This window comes from Lysobacter sp. DMC97 (genome assembly GCF_056313745.1).
In genome coordinates this window covers 535,745-553,434 of the sequence record NZ_JBQUZR010000003.1, presented here as the reverse complement: position 1 = coordinate 553,434, position 17,690 = coordinate 535,745, and the positions used below count along the sequence as shown (strand labels likewise).

The window sequence follows — 17,690 nt, the reverse complement described above, 5'->3', positions numbered from 1 at the left end:
GTCGTCGGGCAAGGCGGTGCGTTTTCCACGCCACGCGGCATCCTGCCCCCGTCACAGTATCGATCAACGTCACAAATCGTGAAACCAGGCCACGACAGGCGGCCCGCATCGTTCCATCCATGCAGGCAAGACGAGGCCCTGCCGCGAACGAATCCGATCGACGGAAACAATCGTTCGAAATCTTCAACAGACTCGCATCGGAAAATCGAACGCCTCGCCGGCCCCGCTCCCGATGCCGCGCGGGCACTCAGCCCAGTTCGGTGCGGTCGCGCCCCTCGCGCTTGGCGCGGTACAGCGCATCGTCGGCCCGGCGCAGCAGGGTCTCGCTGCGCTCGTCGGCCTGCGCCCCGGCGACACCGAGACTGATGGTCACGCGGGTCGCGTCGTCCGGCAGGCCGAGACCGGCGCCCGCGGATACCGCTTCGCGCAACGCCTCGGCCACCCGGCATGCGGCAGTCGCGTCCATGCCGGGCAGGACCATCAGGAACTCCTCGCCGCCCAGCCGGCCGACGCTGCCGCCCTCGGGCGTCCGCGCGCGCGCGACCGCGGCGATGCTCTCCAGCACGCGATCGCCGCCATGGTGGCCGTGGGCATCGTTGATGTGCTTGAAGTGGTCGATGTCGAACACCGCGATGGACAGCGGCCGGCCGTCTTCGCGATGCGCCGACAGCCCGCGCTCGAGCGCATCGAGGATGCCGCGCCGGTTCGGCAGGCCGGTGAGGTCGTCGGTCATCGCCAGCAGGCGCAGCCGATGCCCCTTCTGCAGCTGCTGCAGCGCCATCATGCCGAGCAGCAGCAGCAGGGCCGCGCCGAGCATGATCGTCACCCGCTGCAGCGTGCGCATGCGTTCCGCCGATCGCAGCGCCTCGCCGCGATGGGCGTTCTCGATCAGCAGCGCGCGGTTCTCCTGTTCCTTCTTGGCGGTGTCGAACTGCACGCGCAGTCGAGAGGTCTGTTCCTCGCGGGCGCGGCGATCGAGCTGCGCCTGCGCGTTGCGATACGCCACCGAGGCCTCGTACGCCTTGCGCCAGTCGCCGGCGGCGGCGTGCAGCTCGGCCATCTCCGCATAGATCCTGGCGAGGAAGCGCGGATTTTGGCTGCTGCGGAAATGGCGCTCGGCCAGATCGAGCTCGGCGCCGGCCTCGCGCAGGCGGCCCAGCGCACGCAGCGCCCGTGCGTGCGGCAGGCGGCAGCGTTCGAAGCTCTCCTCGTCGCCGAGGTCCGCAAAACGGCCCTGCGCCCGCTCGATCCACGGCAGCGCCTCCTCCGCCTTGCCCTGCCGTACCAGCAGCGAACCGATCGCGCGCTCGGTCTCGGCGGTCGAACTGCGGTCGCCCGCGGCGGTGTAGGTCTCCAGCGCCTGCCGGTATTCCGTCAATGCCTGCGCGTAGGCGCCCTTCTTCTCCAGCGCGGACGCGATGTTGTAGCGGGTCGTCGCTTCGCCCAGGCGCGCGTTGGCGGCGCGATCCTGTTCGAGCAGCTGCCGGTAGTAGCTGATGGCCTTGTCGTACTCGCCGACGTTCTCGTCGCTGTAGACGTTGGCGATGGCGTTGAGCGCATAGCGCTGCTCGCTGACCAGGCCCAGTTCGACGCTGATCGCGTAGGCGCGATCGAGGTCGGCGATGGCTTCGTCGTAGCGGCCCTGGTAGTGGCGGCTCTCGCCGCGCACGGCGAGCGCGTCGGCCAGGACATCGCGGCTCTCGGCGCGTTCGGCCTGCATCACCGCGGCTTCGTATTCGACCGCCGCCTCCACCGGATGCCCCTGGTGATCCAGCGCCGCGCCGCGACAGGCGTGGAAACCGGCGGCCGCCTTGCCGTCTTTCGCCGTCCACGCGGCGCGCAATCCGGCCTCGGCCTGGGCCTGCGCGGCCACAGGCGCGAGCACGCCGCGCGCGTCGCAGGCGTCGACCTCGACCTCGCGGCGCAGCGCGGCATCGCCCAGGCGATCGGCCATGTCGATCGCGCGAGCGAGGATGCGCAGCGCGGCATCGGGATCGCGCTCGACTTCCTCGTCGGCCTGCGCCATCAGCGCACGCACCTGCGCGGTCGACGCCGGCGCGGAGGCCGGGGCCGGCGCGGCGGACAGGGCGAAGCTGGCCGCCCAGGCCAGCAGCAGCCACCATCGGCGCAGGGAACGGGGATTCCGGATCGGCATGCCGTCTCAGTCTGGCACGCAGCGGCGCGATCGCGGAGGACGCAGCGTGCGGTGGCTGCCACCGCACGCCACGCCACGGGCGACCCGGAGGCGGGTCATGGGCTCTCGATGCATGTTCCGCCCCCTGCGGCCGATCGATCGTCGTGCCTCCCGGAGGAACCCCGGGAGGCGCATGGGGCGATTCTAGGGGCGCAACCACCGGAAATTTGCGGCCTGGATCGCGTTCCGGCCGCGGATTTGCCTCCGGAGGGGGCCGCGATTCATGTCGCCGCCGCGGCCCGTGCCCGCGAAACCGGGCAACACGGGCCGCGGCGGCACCGGTTCAGCGCAGCCACATCCGCGCGCTGCGGGCCGGCAGGCTGAAGGTGTAGCTGGCGCTGCCGATGTTGACGACGCTGCCCGAGCCCAGCGTGTCGGTGTAGTTGGCGTACCACCACAGGACGCTGTTGTTCATGTTGATCGTCGTGTTGACCGTGCTGCCGCACTTGTTGATGCCGACGATGCCCAGGCTGCCACGGCGGAACAGCAGGTGGCAGCTGCTCGACGACAGCACCTGCATGTCGGTGCCCTGCACGGCGTTGTGGAAGCGGACCATGCCCTTGATGTCGTTGCGCAGGTAGGCGTTGACCCAGCGGTTGTCGCCGCTTTCGTTGTGGTCGGAGAACACCATCGGCTTGCCGCCGTTGCGGCCGAACAGGTAGCTGTAGGCCAGCGTCTCGTCGGTCGGGTCCATCAGCATGAAGCGGAAGCCGCTGTTGTTCGGGATGTCGTGCGTGATCGTGAAGGTCAGCGCGCGGTTGCCCTGCAGCGCCTGCCCGACGGAGGCGGGATCCGACAGCGTCGCCAGATTGCCGCCGAGGCCGAACGCGCTGCGCAGCTGCGCCTGCAGCGGGAAATCGTAGGCGGCGTGATCGGTGTTCTGCAGGTACGGCTGCAGGAACTGGTTGTACTCGCTGTTGCCGACACCGCCGCCGGTGATGATCTCGCCGAACACGTACATGCCGCTCTTGATGTCGGCGGTCAGCACGCCGTTGATGTGCGAGAACGGCATGTGCTTGGCCGCGTCGATGCGGAAGCCCTTCACGCCCAGCGCCTTCAGCTGACGCAGGTATTCCTGCTGCTGCCCGATGACGTAGCTGCTGCCCGTCAGGTCCGGCAGGCCCGCATCGCCGGCGCCGCCGCACAGGCGCCAGTTCTGCACCTGCCACACGTCGCTGTAGTTGCTGATGCAGTTGGCGGGCCCGAAGTCGCTGCCGCTGAGGTAATTGAAACTCAGGTTGCCGAACATCCGCAGGCCGCCGTAGTACGCCGAATTGCCGGCGTAGATGCCGAGCACGCGGCTGCCCGGGTAGTTCAGGTCGCTGCGCTGCGCGGATTCGTTGGCCATGTGGTTGAGCACCACGTCGGCGTAGACGTCGATGCCCTTCGCGCGCAGCGCGGTGACCATGTTGCGGAAACTGGTGGTGTCGCCCAGCGGATTGTGGATCAGCCGGTAATCCTGCGGCTGGTAGCGCGCCCACCACGCACTGCCTTCGGAGCGATAGGCCGGCGCGACGAGCACCGCCTTGTAGCCGGCGGACTGGATGTCCGCGGCGTGCGCCTGCACGTCGGCGTAGGTCCAGTTGAAGGCATGGAGCACGGCATCGGCGCGGGCCTGGCCGACGGCGGAGGCCGCGAGCAGGGCGACGGTGCAGGCGCGGAGCGTGGCGGAACGGGCGACGGACTTCGATTCGGACGACATGCGGTTTCTCCCTGTGACCGGGCATGGCCACGCCGTGGCGATTGAACGCGTCCCTGCGCCGTCGCGGCGATGGCGACGGTGGCGGCGGCATGGCGATCCCGCATGCAGGCGACGCATCGCGGCTCCCTGCCGCGATGCCGACGCATGCTAGGACCGCATCGCGCCGCAGCACGCGCAGGTGCATACGTTTTCAGGGAAAAGCTCGTCGACGACGATCACGAATGCGCGCATGAATACGATTCACGCGCATGCGCAGGCGGAGCGGTGCGATCGTCGCGATGTGCCTCGATGCGCATCGAGGCACATGCGCGGTGCGCGGATCAGGCCTTGCGCAGGAAGCAGGTCTTCAGCACCAGGCCCTTGATCTTGTCGGAGTTGCCTTCGATGTGCTCGGCGTCGCCGTCGACCAGGCGGATGTGCTTGATCACCGTGCCCTGCTTCAGCGGGATCGACGAGCCCTTCACCTTCAGGTCCTTGATCACCACCACGGTGTCGCCATCGGCGAGCAGGTTGCCGTTGCTGTCGCGCACCGTCGTCGCTTCGCCCGATGCCTCGCCGGCACCACCGGCGATCGGCCACTCGTGCCCGCAGTCGGCGCAGACGAAGTTGTCGCCGTCCTCGTAGGTGTTGGGCATGGCGCAGAGCGGGCAGTTCGGCAGGGCGGTCATCGCGGTGTCCGTGGGAGGGAAACCGCGATTATCGCCGATCGCGCCACCGACCGGCCGAGTGCCGGCTCACTCCAGCGCGGGCCAGGCGGCGGCGTCCAGCGTCTCGCGATACCCGTGCCAGGCCGCGTAGGCCAGCCACGGCATCAGCAGCGCCAGCCCGAGCAGGCCGGTCGCGAAGCCCGCCGCGGTCAGCACGACGATGATCCCCGCCCACAGCGCCATCACACCCTTGTTGCGCAGCACCGCGTTGATGCTGGAGACGCAGGCGGTGACCATGTCGACGTCGCGGTCGGCGATCATCGGCAGCGAGAACGCGGCCACGGCGAAGGTCAGCGCGGCGAAGATCGAACCGACCGCCGAGCCGATCGCGAGGAACTGCCACACCGTGTCGGCGTTGCTCTCGTCGATCGGGAAGAACGCGCCGACCATCATGCCGGCGCGCGACCACAGCAGCACGATCACGCCCTGCGCCAGCGCGAACACGCCCGCCTGCCCGGCCACGCGCTTCGCGAGCACGAACGATTCCGCCAGCAGCGGCGTGCGCCCGCGTTCCAGCGCGCGGCTGACGCAATACAGGCCGACGCAGATCAGCGGCGCGACGTAGACGAAGCCCGACAGCAGCGTCGCCAGCAGCGCGAAACGGCCGAGTTTCCACGCCAGCAGCGAGATGCCTGCGCTGACCAGCAGGATGACCACGCCGAAGACCGACGTCAGCGCAGGCGCGGCGCGCAGGTCGCGCCAGCCCGCGCGCAGCCAGCGCCAGGGCGCATCGAAGCCGAGCGTCGCGCAGGGCACGACGAAGGGGCGGACGGGCGCGTCGTCTTGTTGCGACGCTGCCGCGTCGCCGTCGCGAGGCGACGGCGGTTGGCCGGACTGCTCTTCCATGACGCCCTCCCGCGTCTGGAACGCATCGCATCACCCTACAACCGCCGGCGCCGCGGCGGAAGCCCCGCGACGCCGGGCCACGGGCGATTACCATGCCGTGATGACCGACCCATCTTCCACACACGCCACGACACCGCTCCGGACCCGCGTCGCGCTGCCCGACGCCCCGACACTCTGGCGCATGACCCGCCCGGCCTTCCTCACCGCCACCGTCGTCGCGGTCGCGATCGGCCTGGCATCGGCGCACGCCTCGGGCGTTCGCCTCTCGCCGCCGCTGGCACTCGCGACGCTGCTGCTGGCGGTGCTCGCGCACGCCGCGGCCAACGTGCTCAACGATTACGCCGATGCGGTCAACGGCGCGGACGCGGCGAACACCGGCGGCATCGCACCCTTCACCGGCGGCGCGGGCCTGATCGCGCGCGGCGAGGTCGATGCCGCGCAGACGCGGCGGTTCGCGCTGGCGCTGCTCGGTGCGTGCGCGCTCGGCGGCATCGCGCTGGCGCTGTGGTTGCGCATGCCGGCGGTGTGGGCGATCGGCGGCGTCGGGCTCGGCCTCGGCTGGGCCTATTCGATGCCGCCGCTGCGGCTGATGACGCGGCAGCTGGGCGAGGCGACGGTGGCGGCGGCATGGTGGCTGGTCGCGATCGGCGCTGACCTGGTGCAACGCGGCCATGTCGACCTGCTGCCGATCGCCGCCACCGCGGGCTATGCGCTGCTGGTCGCCGACCTGCTGCTGGTCAACGGCCTGCCCGATGCCGACGGCGACGCGCGTGCGGGCAAGCGCACGCTGGCGGTCGCGCTCGGGCCGCGCGGGGCCGCGCGCCTGTACGCGGCGATCGCGCTGCTCGCACATGCGGCGGTCGTCGCCGGCGTGGCCCTCGATGCGCTGCCGACGACGGCGCTGTGGTCGCTGGCGACGCTGCCGCTGGCGCTGTTCGCCGCCCGCGAGGTCGCGCGCCATGCCGCGACGCCGCAGCGGCTGCGGCCCGCGATCGTCGCCACGCTCGCGACCCTGCACCTGCACGGCGCGCTGATGGCGGCGGCCCTGTTCGCCGCGCCGCGCTGACAGGCTGTCGAAAAGCAGCCTGTCAGCGCGACCAGGGATGGCCGCGACGACAAAGCAAGCGCTTGATTCGTCGCGAGCCAGTCCGGGCCTGTACCGGACTGGCGAGATGAAAAACGATCTGGATGATCGTTTTTCAATGACCTGCCGAGCGCCCGCTTTGCGCACTGGTACGGGAATGGCAGGATGGCCGCTGGCCTCCGGGGATCGCCCATGACCGCGCCCGTGACCCAGCCCGATGCCGGCACCGCGCGTGCGCTCGACGACGACGCCGTCGCGCCTCTCGCGGCGCGCGCCCGTGCCGCCTTCGACGCCGGCGACCTGCCCGCGGCGCGCGCGGCCTTCGAGGCGCTGCTCGCGGGCAATCCCGCGCACGCCGCGTCGCACGACATGCTCGGGCGGATCGCGAAGTACCAGCGCGACTGGCCGGCATCGCGGCACCACAGCCTGTGCGCGCTGGCGCTGCACGAGGATCCCGCGGACGCCGAAACGGCACGGTGGAACGCCGCGCTCGCCGCGACCGCACTGGGCGACCGCGAGGACGCGTGGCGGCACTGGTCGGCCTGCGGCATCGAGGTGGCGACGGGCGACGGCGCGATCGAGCGGCCCTTCGGCGTCGCCGCGCTGCGGCTGGAGGCCTGGGGCCGCAGCGAAACGGTGTTCGCGCGACGCCTCGATCCGGTGCGCGCGAGCCTCATCAACGTGCCGTTGCCGGACAGCGGTTACCGCTATGGCGACGTGGTGCTGCACGATGTCGCACCGGCCGGGGAACGCCTGTTCCACCAGAGCCGCGTGCCGGTCTACAACGCGCTGCAACGCTTGCAGACTTCCGGATTCCGCACGTTCGCGGTGTCCGTGCGCTGCATGGAACGCGCGGCCGTCGAAGCGCTGTGCGACCTGCGCGTGCCCGGGATCGGCAGCGTCGAGGACTGGACCGATGGCAGGCCGCGCGGCAGCCTCGGCGTGGCCGCGCAGAGCCGATCCTCGGTGCAGCGCCTGATCGAGCGCTGGAAGGCCGTGGGCCCGGGGCGCTGGCTGGATGCGATCGAAGGCACCGACCGCACGCCGTCCGACCCGCCGGCGAGCGGCACCGCGTGGTGGCGATCGCCGGAGGATCGCGCCGGCGCGTGAGCGATGCGGTCGCGCATCACGCTTTGCGCTTGTCGCACTGCGCATGCTGCGGCGCAGCTTGCCCCATCGACCAATGTCCGCGAACAGCGGCGTGTGGCCCACTGCGCGCGTCTCCCGCAGAGGATCCGCCGATGTCGATCGTCGCCGCACACGCCGTGCCCCGTTCCGTCGCCCGACTCCATCGGCGACTCCTGCTCCTGATGCTGTTCTGCCTCGCCGCGTTCGCAGGCCCCGCGTTCGCACAGACCGAAGTCACCGGATTCGGCACGAATCCCGGCAACCTGCGCATGTTCAAGTACGTGCCGAGCGGCTTGCCCGCCGGCGCGCCGATGGTCGTCGCGCTGCACGGCTGCGCGCAGACCGCCGCGAACTACGATGCCGAAACCGGCTGGCAACTGTTCGCCGACCGCTACCGCTTCGCGTTGCTGCTGCCGCAGCAGCAGAGCGCGAACAACAGCAGCAGCTGCTTCAACTGGTTCGAGGCCGGCGACACCGCGCGCGGCCAGGGCGAGGCGCTGTCGATCAAGCAGATGGTCGATCGCATGGTCGCCGACCACAGCGTCGCGACCTCGCGCATCTACGTCACCGGGCTGTCGGCCGGCGGCGCGATGACCTCGGTGCTGCTGGCGACGTATCCCGACGTCTTCGCCGGCGGCGCGATCCTCTCCGGCCTGCCGTATCGCTGCGCGACGTCGCAGAGCGCGGCCTTCAGCTGCATGAATCCCGGCAGCGACCTCACGCCGGCGCAGTGGGGCGACAAGGTGCGCGCGGCGTCGACGTGGACCGGGCCGTGGCCGATCGTGTCGATCTGGCACGGCGATTCCGATTTCACCGTGCGGCCGATGAACCTGACCGAGAGCATGGAGCAGTGGACCAACGTCCACGGCATCGACCAGACCGCGGACGTCAGCGACACCGTCGCCGGCTATCCGCACAAGGTCTACAAGACCGCGGCCGGCGTCGCCCGCGTCGAGACGTACACCATCACCGGCATGGGCCACGGCACGCCGGTCGACCCGGGCACCGGCGAAAGCCAGTGCGGCACCGCGGGCGCATACATCCTCGACGTGAACATCTGTTCGAGCTACTACATCGCGCGCTTCTTCGGCCTGGACAACCTCGACGGCGTGCCGCCGACGGCGACGATCACCGCGCCCGCGAACGGCGCCGGCGTGTCGGGCACGGTCAATATCACGGCGACCGCCAGCGACAACATCGGCGTGGATCGCGTGGAATTCCTGCTCGACGGCGCGCTGCTCGGCAGCGACACCACCTCGCCCTACGCCTACGCCTGGAACAGCACCACCGCGACCAACGGCGCGCACGTGCTGACCGCACGCGCCGTCGACCTGGCCGGCAACACCGGCAGCTCGCCGCAGGTGAACGTCACCGTCAGCGGCGGCACCGGCGGCGGTGGCGGCGGCACGCCGGTCACCGTCACCTTCACCAACGAGGACGCCAACGACGGCTACGTGAAGGCTGCCGCCAACGGCACCTCGCCGGCGGTGGGCACGCTGGAATCCAGCCTGGGCCTGGCGATCGGCCGCGGCACCGACGGCAAGTTCAACCGCAGCGTGCTGTCGTTCGACACGTCGTCGATCCCCGACACCGCGACCGTGCTGTCGGCGAAGGTCACCGTGACCTACCGCAGCGCCTCGGGCGACCCGTGGAGCGATCCCGCGGGCAACACGCTCGTGATCGACGTCAACAACGGCTGCATCGACGTGTGCACCATCGGCACGCCCGACTGGGGCGCGGCCGTCACCGCCAGCGCCGCCGCCCAGCTCACGCCGTTCACCGGCGGCACCCAGACCAGCAACCTGTTCTCCGCGGCCGGCCTGTCCGCCGTCAACCGCACCGGCCGCACCCAACTGCGCCTGCGCTTCAGCGCCAACCAGGCGGCCACCAACTACCTGTGGATCGGCAACGCCGCCAGCGCGACGCTGACGGTGACGTACCAGCCCTGATGTTCCTCAATGCGCCGGCGCCGTCACAGGCGCCGGCGCGTTGCCGAGATGGGCGCGGAGGAAGCCGGCGACGGCGCTCCAGACCCGGGTCTTGTCGGCGTCGGCGTCGAAGCCGTGGCCTTCGTGGTCCAGCGCGATCAGCGCCGGCGGCCGGCCGGCGAGATTGAGCATCCGCACCAGCCGTCGCGTGTGTTCGTAGTCCACCCGCAGGTCCTCGCGGCCGTGGACCAGCAGGATCGGCAGCGTCAGTTCCTTGTAGCGATACAGCGGCGAGTTGCGCTGCATGTCGTCCATCTCGGTATTGGGATCGCCGATCACGCGCTCCATCAGCTTGCGTCCCTCTTCGCTGCGGGCGCTGTCGCTGGCGGTGAAGAACAGGGCGCGATCGCTGATGCCGGCCATCGACACCACGCACTTGAGCCGCCCCGGCCAGCGGATCGCGGTCACCATCGCCGAATAGCCGCCGTAGCTGGCGCCGACCGCGCAGATGCGATCGGGATCGAGCGGATACTGCGCCAGGGCCGCGGCCAGCGCCGCGTCGATGTCGTCCTCGATCGCGGTGCCGTAGCTGCGCTCGCCGGCCTTGCGGAACGCGGTGCCGAAGCCTTCCGAGCCGCGGAAGTTGACCTGCAGCACCGCGTAGCCGAGCGAGGCGATGATCTGCACTTCCGGATCGAAGTAGCGGTCGTCGCGCACGCCGATCGGACCGCCGTGCGGGAACAGCACCAGCGGCACCTTGCCTTTCGCGCCCGGCGGCAGGGTCAGGTAGGCCTCGATCTCGAAACCGTCGCGGCTCTTCGTGCGCAGCGCGGTCGCCGGCGCGAACGTGCGCGAGGCCAGCCACGGCATGGTCTCGCTGACCAGCGACGCCGTGTTGGCGTCGGCGTCGAAGAAATAGACGTCCATCGGCTTGTCGCTGCCGCCGACGCCGACCAGGAATTTCCGCCGCTCCGGGGTCGCCTGCAGGATCGTCGCGGAACGGCCGGGGAAGGCCGCGTTTAGCCGCCGGTAGAGCGTGGCGTCGGCGTCGCGGAAATACTGGGTGTAGAGCAGGCCGTTCTCGTAGTAACTGGCGCCGATCAGTTCGCCCTTCACCGACATGATCGGCCGGATCACGTCGCGTCCCGGCTTCGAGAACACGGTGCGGGTGATCTGCGCGGTGGCGGGATCGAATTCGACGAGTTCGCGCTGGCCGCGATCGCGCTCGGCCGTGCCGTAGACCAGCGCGCCGTCGGCCGACAGCGCCATCGGCTCGAAATCGGTGTCCTCGTCGAGCGTCAGCACCTTGCGGAACACGCCGTCGCCGCCATGCACGAGCACGCGCTTGCCGGCCTTGTCGACGGTGATCGCCAGGCGGATGCGGCCGGCGGCATCGGCGAAGAAGGCGCGGCCGTCGGTGATGCCGCGGTCGTAGCGCGGCGACGTGGTGAAGTCGAACCGCTTCATCGCCGCCTGTGTGCGGATGTCGAGCTTGTGCACCGCGACGCTGCTGCCGCTGACCGAGGCGAACAGGATGTGCCCGGGCTCGTTGTCGAGCACCTTCACCAGCGCGCCGACGCGCGGCACGATGACCTTGTCGTAGCGCCGCCCCTGCGCGTCGTCGATGACATTGGCGACGACCAGCGCGTCCGGTTCGTTGGCACCGCCGATGCTCATGATCAGCGAGCGGTCGTCGGCCCAGTCCAGGCGCGACACCGGCTTGGGCGATTCGAACAGCCGCACGACCTTGTCCTGCCGGAGGTCGACGAGGTCGATCGCCCAGCGCCAGTCGGGTTCGTCCTCGGCCTTGGCTTCGCTGCCCCGCTCTCCGGCGCCGTTCTTCTCCTTCCGCGCGGCGGGCTTGCGGAACAGCACGGCTTCCGCGAACAGGTCGCCACGCGGATTCAACTCGATCATCTGCACGCGGCTGGGCCACCACAGCTCGCGCAGCGACAGCGGCAGCGTGCCGGGTTCGGGCGGATCCACCGTCCCGTCTTCCGCAGGACGCCCCGCAGTGGCGATCGCCTGCCGGTAGAACTCGGGGAACGGATCGGGGTAATGGCCGGTGAAGGCGAAGCGCTGCGTGGCGAACAGTGCCGCATGGTCCGGCGCCAGCGCGTCCATCGCGCGCAGGCCCCGGTTGCTGACGTGGACGATCGCGCTCAGCCAGCCCGTGGAGCGGAACACGAGATCGCCCGGGTAGTTGATCACGCCGGGCTTCACCTCGAAACCGAATTCCGGATCCTTCGAGAGGCGGAATTCGCCCACGTAGTCGACCGACGCCCAGCGGTAACGGCCGGCGGGCACGGCATACAGGCGCTGGCTGCGACCGATCTTCACGCCGCGCAGCGTGCGCATGTCGAGATTGATGCCCTGCCGCGAGATCCGCACCGCCGTCAGTTCGACGTCGGTGTCGACGGCGATCAGCAGCAATCCTTCGGCGGCACCGAGCCGCGGCGTTTCGCCCGGATCGACCTCGCGCATGATCGCCTGCGCCGGCGCTACGCAGGCCAACAGGCACACCAGCACCAGCCACACCATCCTGCGGACCCGCGCCACGATCCGGCAATGCCGCCTGTCGATGCTGCCCATTGCGTTCCCCTGCGATCCCCGGCCTCGGCGGCCGCAGGATAGCCGATCGCCCGCGCGGACCGGGACGACCTCGATCGTCCCGGTCCGCATGGCGGCGACGGACGCGCACCTGGCGGGGCGCGTCACGCCGTCGTCATGGCACGGTCTTCAAGGCACGATCGCGCAGCACGGCTGCTGGTTCGGCAGCGGGATGCGGGTCGGCACCGACAGCTGGTTGAACGTCTTCGCGAGGATCGTCACGGCGTAGACGTTGCTCGACAGCGGCAGCGCGTTCGCGGGCGGGTTCCAGTCGACCGAGCACACGGTCTTGAACGAACTGGCATCGGGGCGCACGGTCAGCGCGTGCAGCGGGTCGCCGTTCGCCAGCCAGTCGGTGCTGGACGCACCGGCGAAGTAGGCGCCGTTGCTCCCGGCCGACACCGCGTAGGCCTTCTCGGCCAGCGGGCCCTGCGTGCCGTAGCGCTTGCCGATGACCGGGGCGCCGCTCGGCAGCACGTACGGCAGCAGCGACTGCGGATGGGCGAGGTGGGTGAAGGCGTCCTGGCTGTTGAGCACCGTGCCGTAGGGGCCGTTGACCTCGCCCGCGATCACCAGCACGCCCGCCGGCGCGCCGGTGTAGGTCGTGGCGAGGGTGAGGTCGTTGCTCCAGCCGATCTGCCGGTCCGTGCTGCTGCCCCAGACGGTGTGCACGCGGAGCAGGCAGTTGGGCACGTAGCGCGCGAGGTAGACCTGCTGCGTGCCGCCGGCGGTCGGCATCGTCTCGCCGATCGCCAGCACTTCCGGGCCGCCGGCCGTCTTCACGCCGACCACGTCGTGGTACTGGGCGGTGCCGAGGCCGACGGTCCGCGCGGTGCAGACCACGCTGCCGTTGTTGCCGTTGACCTGCATCAGCGCGGTCTCGCCGTTGATCCTCCCGACCGCGACGAGGTCGCCGGTGAGGCTGGGCGCGACCGGCGGCAGTTCGGCGATGGCCTGCAGTTCGAAATCGCCGGCGATCGCGGCCTGGTAATCGCGGACCCAGATCGCCGCGCCGGTCGAACGGGTGCGCGCGATCCGCGGCCGGTAGACCGCCGGCAGGCCGCCCGCCGCGGGCTTGTAGTACTTGCCCAGCGCGACGAGATCGCCGACGGCGGTGCCGGCCGCGGCGTCGCCGGAGGTGGTCTGCAGGATGTCGAAGCCGCTGTTGTAGTCGACGTTGTCGCCGTAATAGAAGCGCCACACCGGGTTGCCGTTGCAGTCGAACTTGGCGATGGTGAAGTACGAGTTCAGCGCACCGCCGGGGACGGGATCGAGGCTGCCGACCACGGCGAAACCGGTGCCGTCGCGGAACTCCGCGACCTTGGCCGCCCGCTCGGGGCGCCCGGCGGTGTCGTACTGGTTGCGCCAGATCAGGCCGGCCGAGACGTTCAGCCGCTCGATCAGGATGTCGGTGTTGCCGCCGGCCTGGGTGGCCGTGCCCACGCTGACCGAGCCCCCGCCGGCGCAGGCGCGCACCTCGCGGTTGCCGGTGTGGAGTTCCTTCTGGGTCGCGAGGCCCGAGGTCATTTCCCAGTTCGAGGCCATCGCGGCGGCGGGCAGCAGCGACAGGCAGGCCAGCGTCAGTGCCGTTCTTCTGGATGCGTTCATGTGGCGTCTTCCTTTTCGAGAGGATCCAGGAAGACGGTTCGCGGACGCGAGGTCCCGGCGTGCATCGTGGCGGCGTCTCCGGCCGGGCCACGACGCGATGCCTGCGCGCCTTGCGCGCGTCGGGCGCTCCTTCCGATGAACCGCCTGGCGATCGGCGATCGCCATCCGGTCCAACGCCCCGGGCCGCCGGCGACGGCCAGCGGAAACGGCGAAACAGGACGCCGGTCACATCGACCGGCGACGGACGGTCCCCGGCACGCCGCACGCTTGCGGGATCGATCGACGCCGGCTTCCGGAGGCGCCGGCGCGATGCGGGGCGCCGATGCCGTCGCGCCCACGCCACCGTTCAGCGCAACTGGCTGTCCTTGCTGCCGCGGCGGTTGTAGCCGGCATGGCCGGCCTCCTCGCGATCGTGCGCTTCCTGGCAGGGCACGCACAGGCGCACGCCCGGGATCGCCCGGCGGCGCGCTTCGGGGATCACCGCGTCGCAGTCCTCGCAACGCTCCAGGCCCGGCCCCTCGCGCAGGCGGCTGCGCGCCCGCGCGATGCCGTCCTTCACGGTTGCGTCGATCTGGTCCTGCACGGCGCCGTCGCCGGCCCAACCGGTGGCCATGGGAGTCTCCTTCGCACGGGAAAACGGGGCGAGTCCGGATGGTAGTCCGGTCGCGTCGGACCTGCACCGGGAAGGCGCGCGGGGCCGGTTTGTTACCCTGTCGCGATGCCTGCCGCCCCCCTCGCCACCCGCCGCCTCGACGCCGCGCGCGACGCCGATGTCGCCGAGGCCGTGCGCCTGCTGCGCGCGGGTCGGCTGGTCGCGGTGCCGACGGAGACCGTCTACGGGCTGGCCGCCGACGCGATGAACCCGGAGGCCGTGCGCGGGATCTTCGCCGCCAAGGGTCGGCCGGCGAACCATCCGCTGATCGTGCACCTCGGCGACGCGGCGTGGCTCGGCGACTGGGCCCGCGACGTGCCGGAGGCCGCGCGGCGGCTGGCCGCGGCGTTCTGGCCCGGCCCGCTGACCCTGCTGCTGCACCGCGCCGACCACGTGCCGGACACCGCCACCGGCGGCCGCCCCAGCATCGGCCTGCGCATGCCAGACCACCCGGTGCTGCTGCGGGTGCTGCGCGCGCTCGGCAGCGGCGTGGCCGCGCCGTCGGCCAATCCCTACCAGCGGCTGAGCCCGACCACCGCCGACCAGGTGCTGGCCGGCCTCGGCGGCCGCATCGACGCCGTGCTCGACGGCGGCCCGTGCGCGGTGGGGCTGGAATCGACGATCGTTGATCTGAGCGGCGACCTGACCGGCGACGCGCCGCGGATCGTGCGCGCGGGGCCGATCACGCGCCGCCAGCTCGAAGACGTGCTCGGCGTCGCCGTCGCCTTCCCCGAGGCCCACGACACCGCAGTGCCGGGCAACGTCGCCGTGCACTACCGGCCGCATGCGCCGCTGCACGTGTTCGCCACCGAGGCCCTGCGCGCGCGGCTGGCGAGGCTGCCCGCGGATGCGCGCATCGCGCTGCTCGCGCAGACGCCTGACCTGCCCGCGACCGGCGTGGCGCTGCGCATCGCCATGCCGACCGACAAGGCCGGCTACGCCCGCCTGCTGTACGACGCGCTGCACACCGCCGACGCCGCGGGCGTCGACGCGATCTGGCTGGAGCGTCCGCCCGCGGACGAGGACTGGCGCGACGTGCACGACCGTCTCGCCCGCGCGGCCAGCGCCGCACCCGGCGACATCGCCTGACGACGCGAACGCGCGCCGGGGCGTGATCCGGTCCGGCACCGGATTCCGCTGGAGGAAGGGAACCCGCCCCGCGGGTCCGCGGCCGCCCCGGGCGCCGCGCCAGACGATCCCCTTCAGGAGCTCCGTTCCATGACGCGCAAGATGTCTTCGCTCGCCACCGCCTGCGCCACCCTGCTGCTCGCCGGCAACGCCTTCGCCGGTCCGGCGACCGCCCCGAACGGCTTCCGCATCGAAAGCGAAGCCCAGTTCCTCCGCGACTACGGCGACCAGGTCGAAGCGGCCGCCCCCGGCGTCTACCAGGTCGTCCGCGGCCCGCTCGCAGGCAAGACCGTCGCCCTCGGCGAAGCCGGCCTGCGCTACGACCTCGCCGCGCTGCGCGCCCGGGTCGGCGACGATGCGCGCACCGAGATGAAGACGCGGACGCTGGTGCGCCGGCTCGAAGCGACGCAGGCGCGGCTCGCCACCGCTCGTGCCGGCACCGGCACGGACAACGCCAAGCTGAGTACCAGCGGCCTGCTCTTCTGCCGCTATTTCAACGGCACGCGCACCATCACCTACACCGCGCAGGCATGGATCGACGCGACCACCGGCTACTACCTCGACAACGGCGGCGGCGGGCTCAACTACTACTACGCGCGCGCCCTCGCCAACGCCACCGGCATCGTCAGCCGCCCCGTCGGCGTGCCGTCGCGGGTGTCGCTGTACGCGGATGCCTACGCCGCCAACCGGATCAGCGGCCAGACCGTCTTCCGCACCGGCGCCGGCGTGAGCGGCGCGTCCGCCGGCACCGGCTACGTCTACAGCGGCCCGGATTTCGCGCACGACCTGTATGCACTCGCGATGGTCAGCGGCACCGGCGACTGCAACGGCTACATTTCGATCACCGACAGCCTGCACTGAGTCCGGCCCGCGCCCGCCGCCCCGTACGGCCGGCGTGACCGCGGTGACGGCGGTGACGCCATCGCACCGCCTTCCCGCCACCCGCGCCCGCGGCTACAGTCGCGGGCGATGACCGCCCCGACCCCGTTCCGCGCGCGCCGCGTCGCGTTCTGCCTCTCCCTCGCCTTCCTGTTCGCCGGCTGCGCCGACGACGAATCGTCGAGCCCGGAACAGGTGCGCGCCCGCCTCCAGCGACTGATACCGGCGAACGCCCAGGATCGCCCCGGCTGGGCCGCGGACCTGCAGTCCGCGTTCACGGCACTGGACATCGAACCCTCGTCCGCGAACCTCTGCACCGCGATCGCGGTGATCGAACAGGAATCGGGGTTCGTCGCCGACCCGACCGTGCCGGGGCTGGGTGCGATCGCGCTGAAGGAAATCGAGGCCCGCGCCGCGCGCCACCACATCCCGGCGTTCGTGGTCCGTGGCGCCTTGCAACTGAAATCGCCCGGCGGCGACACCTGGGAAACGCGCATCACCGATGCGAAGACCGAAAAGCAGCTCAGCGACCTGTTCGAGGAAATGATCGCGCAGGTGCCGATGGGCTCGCGGCTGCTGGCGCGGCTCAATCCCGTGCACACCGGCGGACCGATGCAGGTCTCGATCGGCTTCGCCGAGGATCACGCGAAGCGGCATCCGTATCCGTATGCCTTCGCCGGCTCGGTGCGGCACGAGGTGTTCTCGCGTCGCGGCGGCGTGTACTTCGGCATCGCGCACCTGCTGGGCTACGACGCGCCGTACGACAAGCCGCTGTATCGCTTCGCGGACTTCAACGCCGGCCACTACGCCAGCCGCAACGCGGCGTTCCAGAACGCGCTGCGCGTGGTCGGCGGCACCAAGCTGCAGCTCGACGGCGATCTCGTCCGCTACGGCAAGGGCGACGACGGCAGCACGCAGGGCGCGACCGAAACCGCCGCGCTCGCGCTGGCCGGCAAGCTCGGCATGACGCCGGCACAGATCCGCAGCGATCTGGAGGACGGCACCGACGCGTCGTTCGCCGACACCGCGCTGTACACCAAGACCTTCGCGCTGGCGGACAAGCGCGCGGGCAAGCCGCTGCCGCGCGCGCTGCTGCCGAAGATCGACCTGCACAGCCCGAAGATCACCCGCCACCTCACGACCGAATGGTTCGCCAAGCGCGTCGACGGCCGCTACCGCCGCTGCATGGGGCGCGCGAAGAAGGGTTGAGTGCGACGCCGGCGC

Annotated in this window: 13 protein-coding genes; 6 read left to right on the top strand and 7 right to left on the bottom strand. The window is 71.0% G+C overall.

Annotated elements, in window-relative coordinates:
- Positions 1-247: 247 nt before the first annotated feature.
- From ACT53Q_RS08685 to ACT53Q_RS08670, 4 genes are all read right to left on the bottom strand, one after another.
- Positions 248-2,155 carry a diguanylate cyclase gene (locus ACT53Q_RS08685; RefSeq protein WP_476186260.1) on the bottom strand — a complete coding sequence of 636 codons (1,908 nt, stop codon included), beginning with the start codon at positions 2,153-2,155 and terminating at the stop codon, positions 248-250.
- 322 nt (positions 2,156-2,477) lie between these two features.
- Positions 2,478-3,896, bottom strand: a complete 1,419-nt coding sequence (locus ACT53Q_RS08680) for an alpha-amylase family protein (protein WP_476186259.1) — start codon at positions 3,894-3,896, stop codon at positions 2,478-2,480.
- A 320-nt stretch (positions 3,897-4,216) separates the two neighbouring features.
- Positions 4,217-4,564 carry a zinc ribbon domain-containing protein YjdM gene (locus ACT53Q_RS08675; protein ID WP_476186258.1) on the bottom strand — a complete coding sequence of 116 codons (348 nt, stop codon included), beginning with the start codon at positions 4,562-4,564 and terminating at the stop codon, positions 4,217-4,219.
- A 66-nt stretch (positions 4,565-4,630) separates the two neighbouring features.
- Positions 4,631-5,449 carry a DUF2189 domain-containing protein gene (locus ACT53Q_RS08670; RefSeq protein WP_476186257.1) on the bottom strand — a complete coding sequence of 273 codons (819 nt, stop codon included), beginning with the start codon at positions 5,447-5,449 and terminating at the stop codon, positions 4,631-4,633.
- Between the two features lie 181 nt (positions 5,450-5,630).
- Between ACT53Q_RS08670 and ACT53Q_RS08665 the strand changes: the two genes are divergently transcribed.
- The 3 genes from ACT53Q_RS08665 to ACT53Q_RS08655 all read left to right on the top strand — a co-directional run bounded on the left by ACT53Q_RS08665 (position 5,631) and on the right by ACT53Q_RS08655 (position 9,610).
- Entirely contained in the window at positions 5,631-6,515 is an 885-nt protein-coding gene (locus ACT53Q_RS08665) for a UbiA family prenyltransferase (protein ID WP_476186256.1), read from the top strand.
- Between the two features lie 210 nt (positions 6,516-6,725).
- Entirely contained in the window at positions 6,726-7,643 is a 918-nt protein-coding gene (locus tag ACT53Q_RS08660; protein WP_476186255.1) for a hypothetical protein, read from the top strand.
- A 131-nt stretch (positions 7,644-7,774) separates the two neighbouring features.
- Positions 7,775-9,610 (top strand): extracellular catalytic domain type 1 short-chain-length polyhydroxyalkanoate depolymerase, encoded by a 1,836-nt coding sequence (locus tag ACT53Q_RS08655; RefSeq protein WP_476186254.1) that lies wholly within the window; start codon positions 7,775-7,777, stop codon positions 9,608-9,610.
- A gap of 6 nt (positions 9,611-9,616) precedes the next feature.
- On the opposite strand, the gene ACT53Q_RS08650 is transcribed toward ACT53Q_RS08655, so the two are convergent.
- The 3 genes from ACT53Q_RS08650 to ACT53Q_RS08640 form a co-directional block, all read right to left on the bottom strand.
- Positions 9,617-12,181, bottom strand: coding sequence for an alpha/beta hydrolase family protein (locus tag ACT53Q_RS08650; protein WP_476186253.1), 2,565 nt, complete (start codon positions 12,179-12,181; stop codon positions 9,617-9,619).
- Between the two features lie 147 nt (positions 12,182-12,328).
- The gene (locus tag ACT53Q_RS08645; RefSeq protein ID WP_476186252.1) at positions 12,329-13,807 is read right to left on the bottom strand and encodes a hypothetical protein; all 1,479 of its coding nucleotides are present in this window, start codon (positions 13,805-13,807) and stop codon (positions 12,329-12,331) included.
- Positions 13,808-14,153: 346 nt separating this feature from the next.
- A complete protein-coding gene (locus tag ACT53Q_RS08640) occupies positions 14,154-14,420 on the bottom strand; it encodes a DksA/TraR family C4-type zinc finger protein (protein ID WP_476186251.1) in 267 nt (88 codons plus the stop codon).
- Positions 14,421-14,525: 105 nt separating this feature from the next.
- On the opposite strand from ACT53Q_RS08640, the gene ACT53Q_RS08635 reads away from it, so the two are divergent.
- The 3 genes from ACT53Q_RS08635 to ACT53Q_RS08625 all read left to right on the top strand — a co-directional run bounded on the left by ACT53Q_RS08635 (position 14,526) and on the right by ACT53Q_RS08625 (position 17,675).
- Positions 14,526-15,548: an L-threonylcarbamoyladenylate synthase gene (locus tag ACT53Q_RS08635; RefSeq protein ID WP_476186250.1), complete on the top strand. Its 1,023-nt coding sequence runs from the start codon at positions 14,526-14,528 to the stop codon at positions 15,546-15,548.
- A 129-nt stretch (positions 15,549-15,677) separates the two neighbouring features.
- On the top strand, positions 15,678-16,448 hold the full coding sequence (locus ACT53Q_RS08630; protein ID WP_476186249.1) for a hypothetical protein: 771 nt from the start codon (positions 15,678-15,680) through the stop codon (positions 16,446-16,448).
- Positions 16,449-16,556: 108 nt separating this feature from the next.
- On the top strand, positions 16,557-17,675 hold the full coding sequence (locus ACT53Q_RS08625; protein WP_476186248.1) for a DUF1615 domain-containing protein: 1,119 nt from the start codon (positions 16,557-16,559) through the stop codon (positions 17,673-17,675).
- Positions 17,676-17,690: the final 15 nt, after the last annotated feature.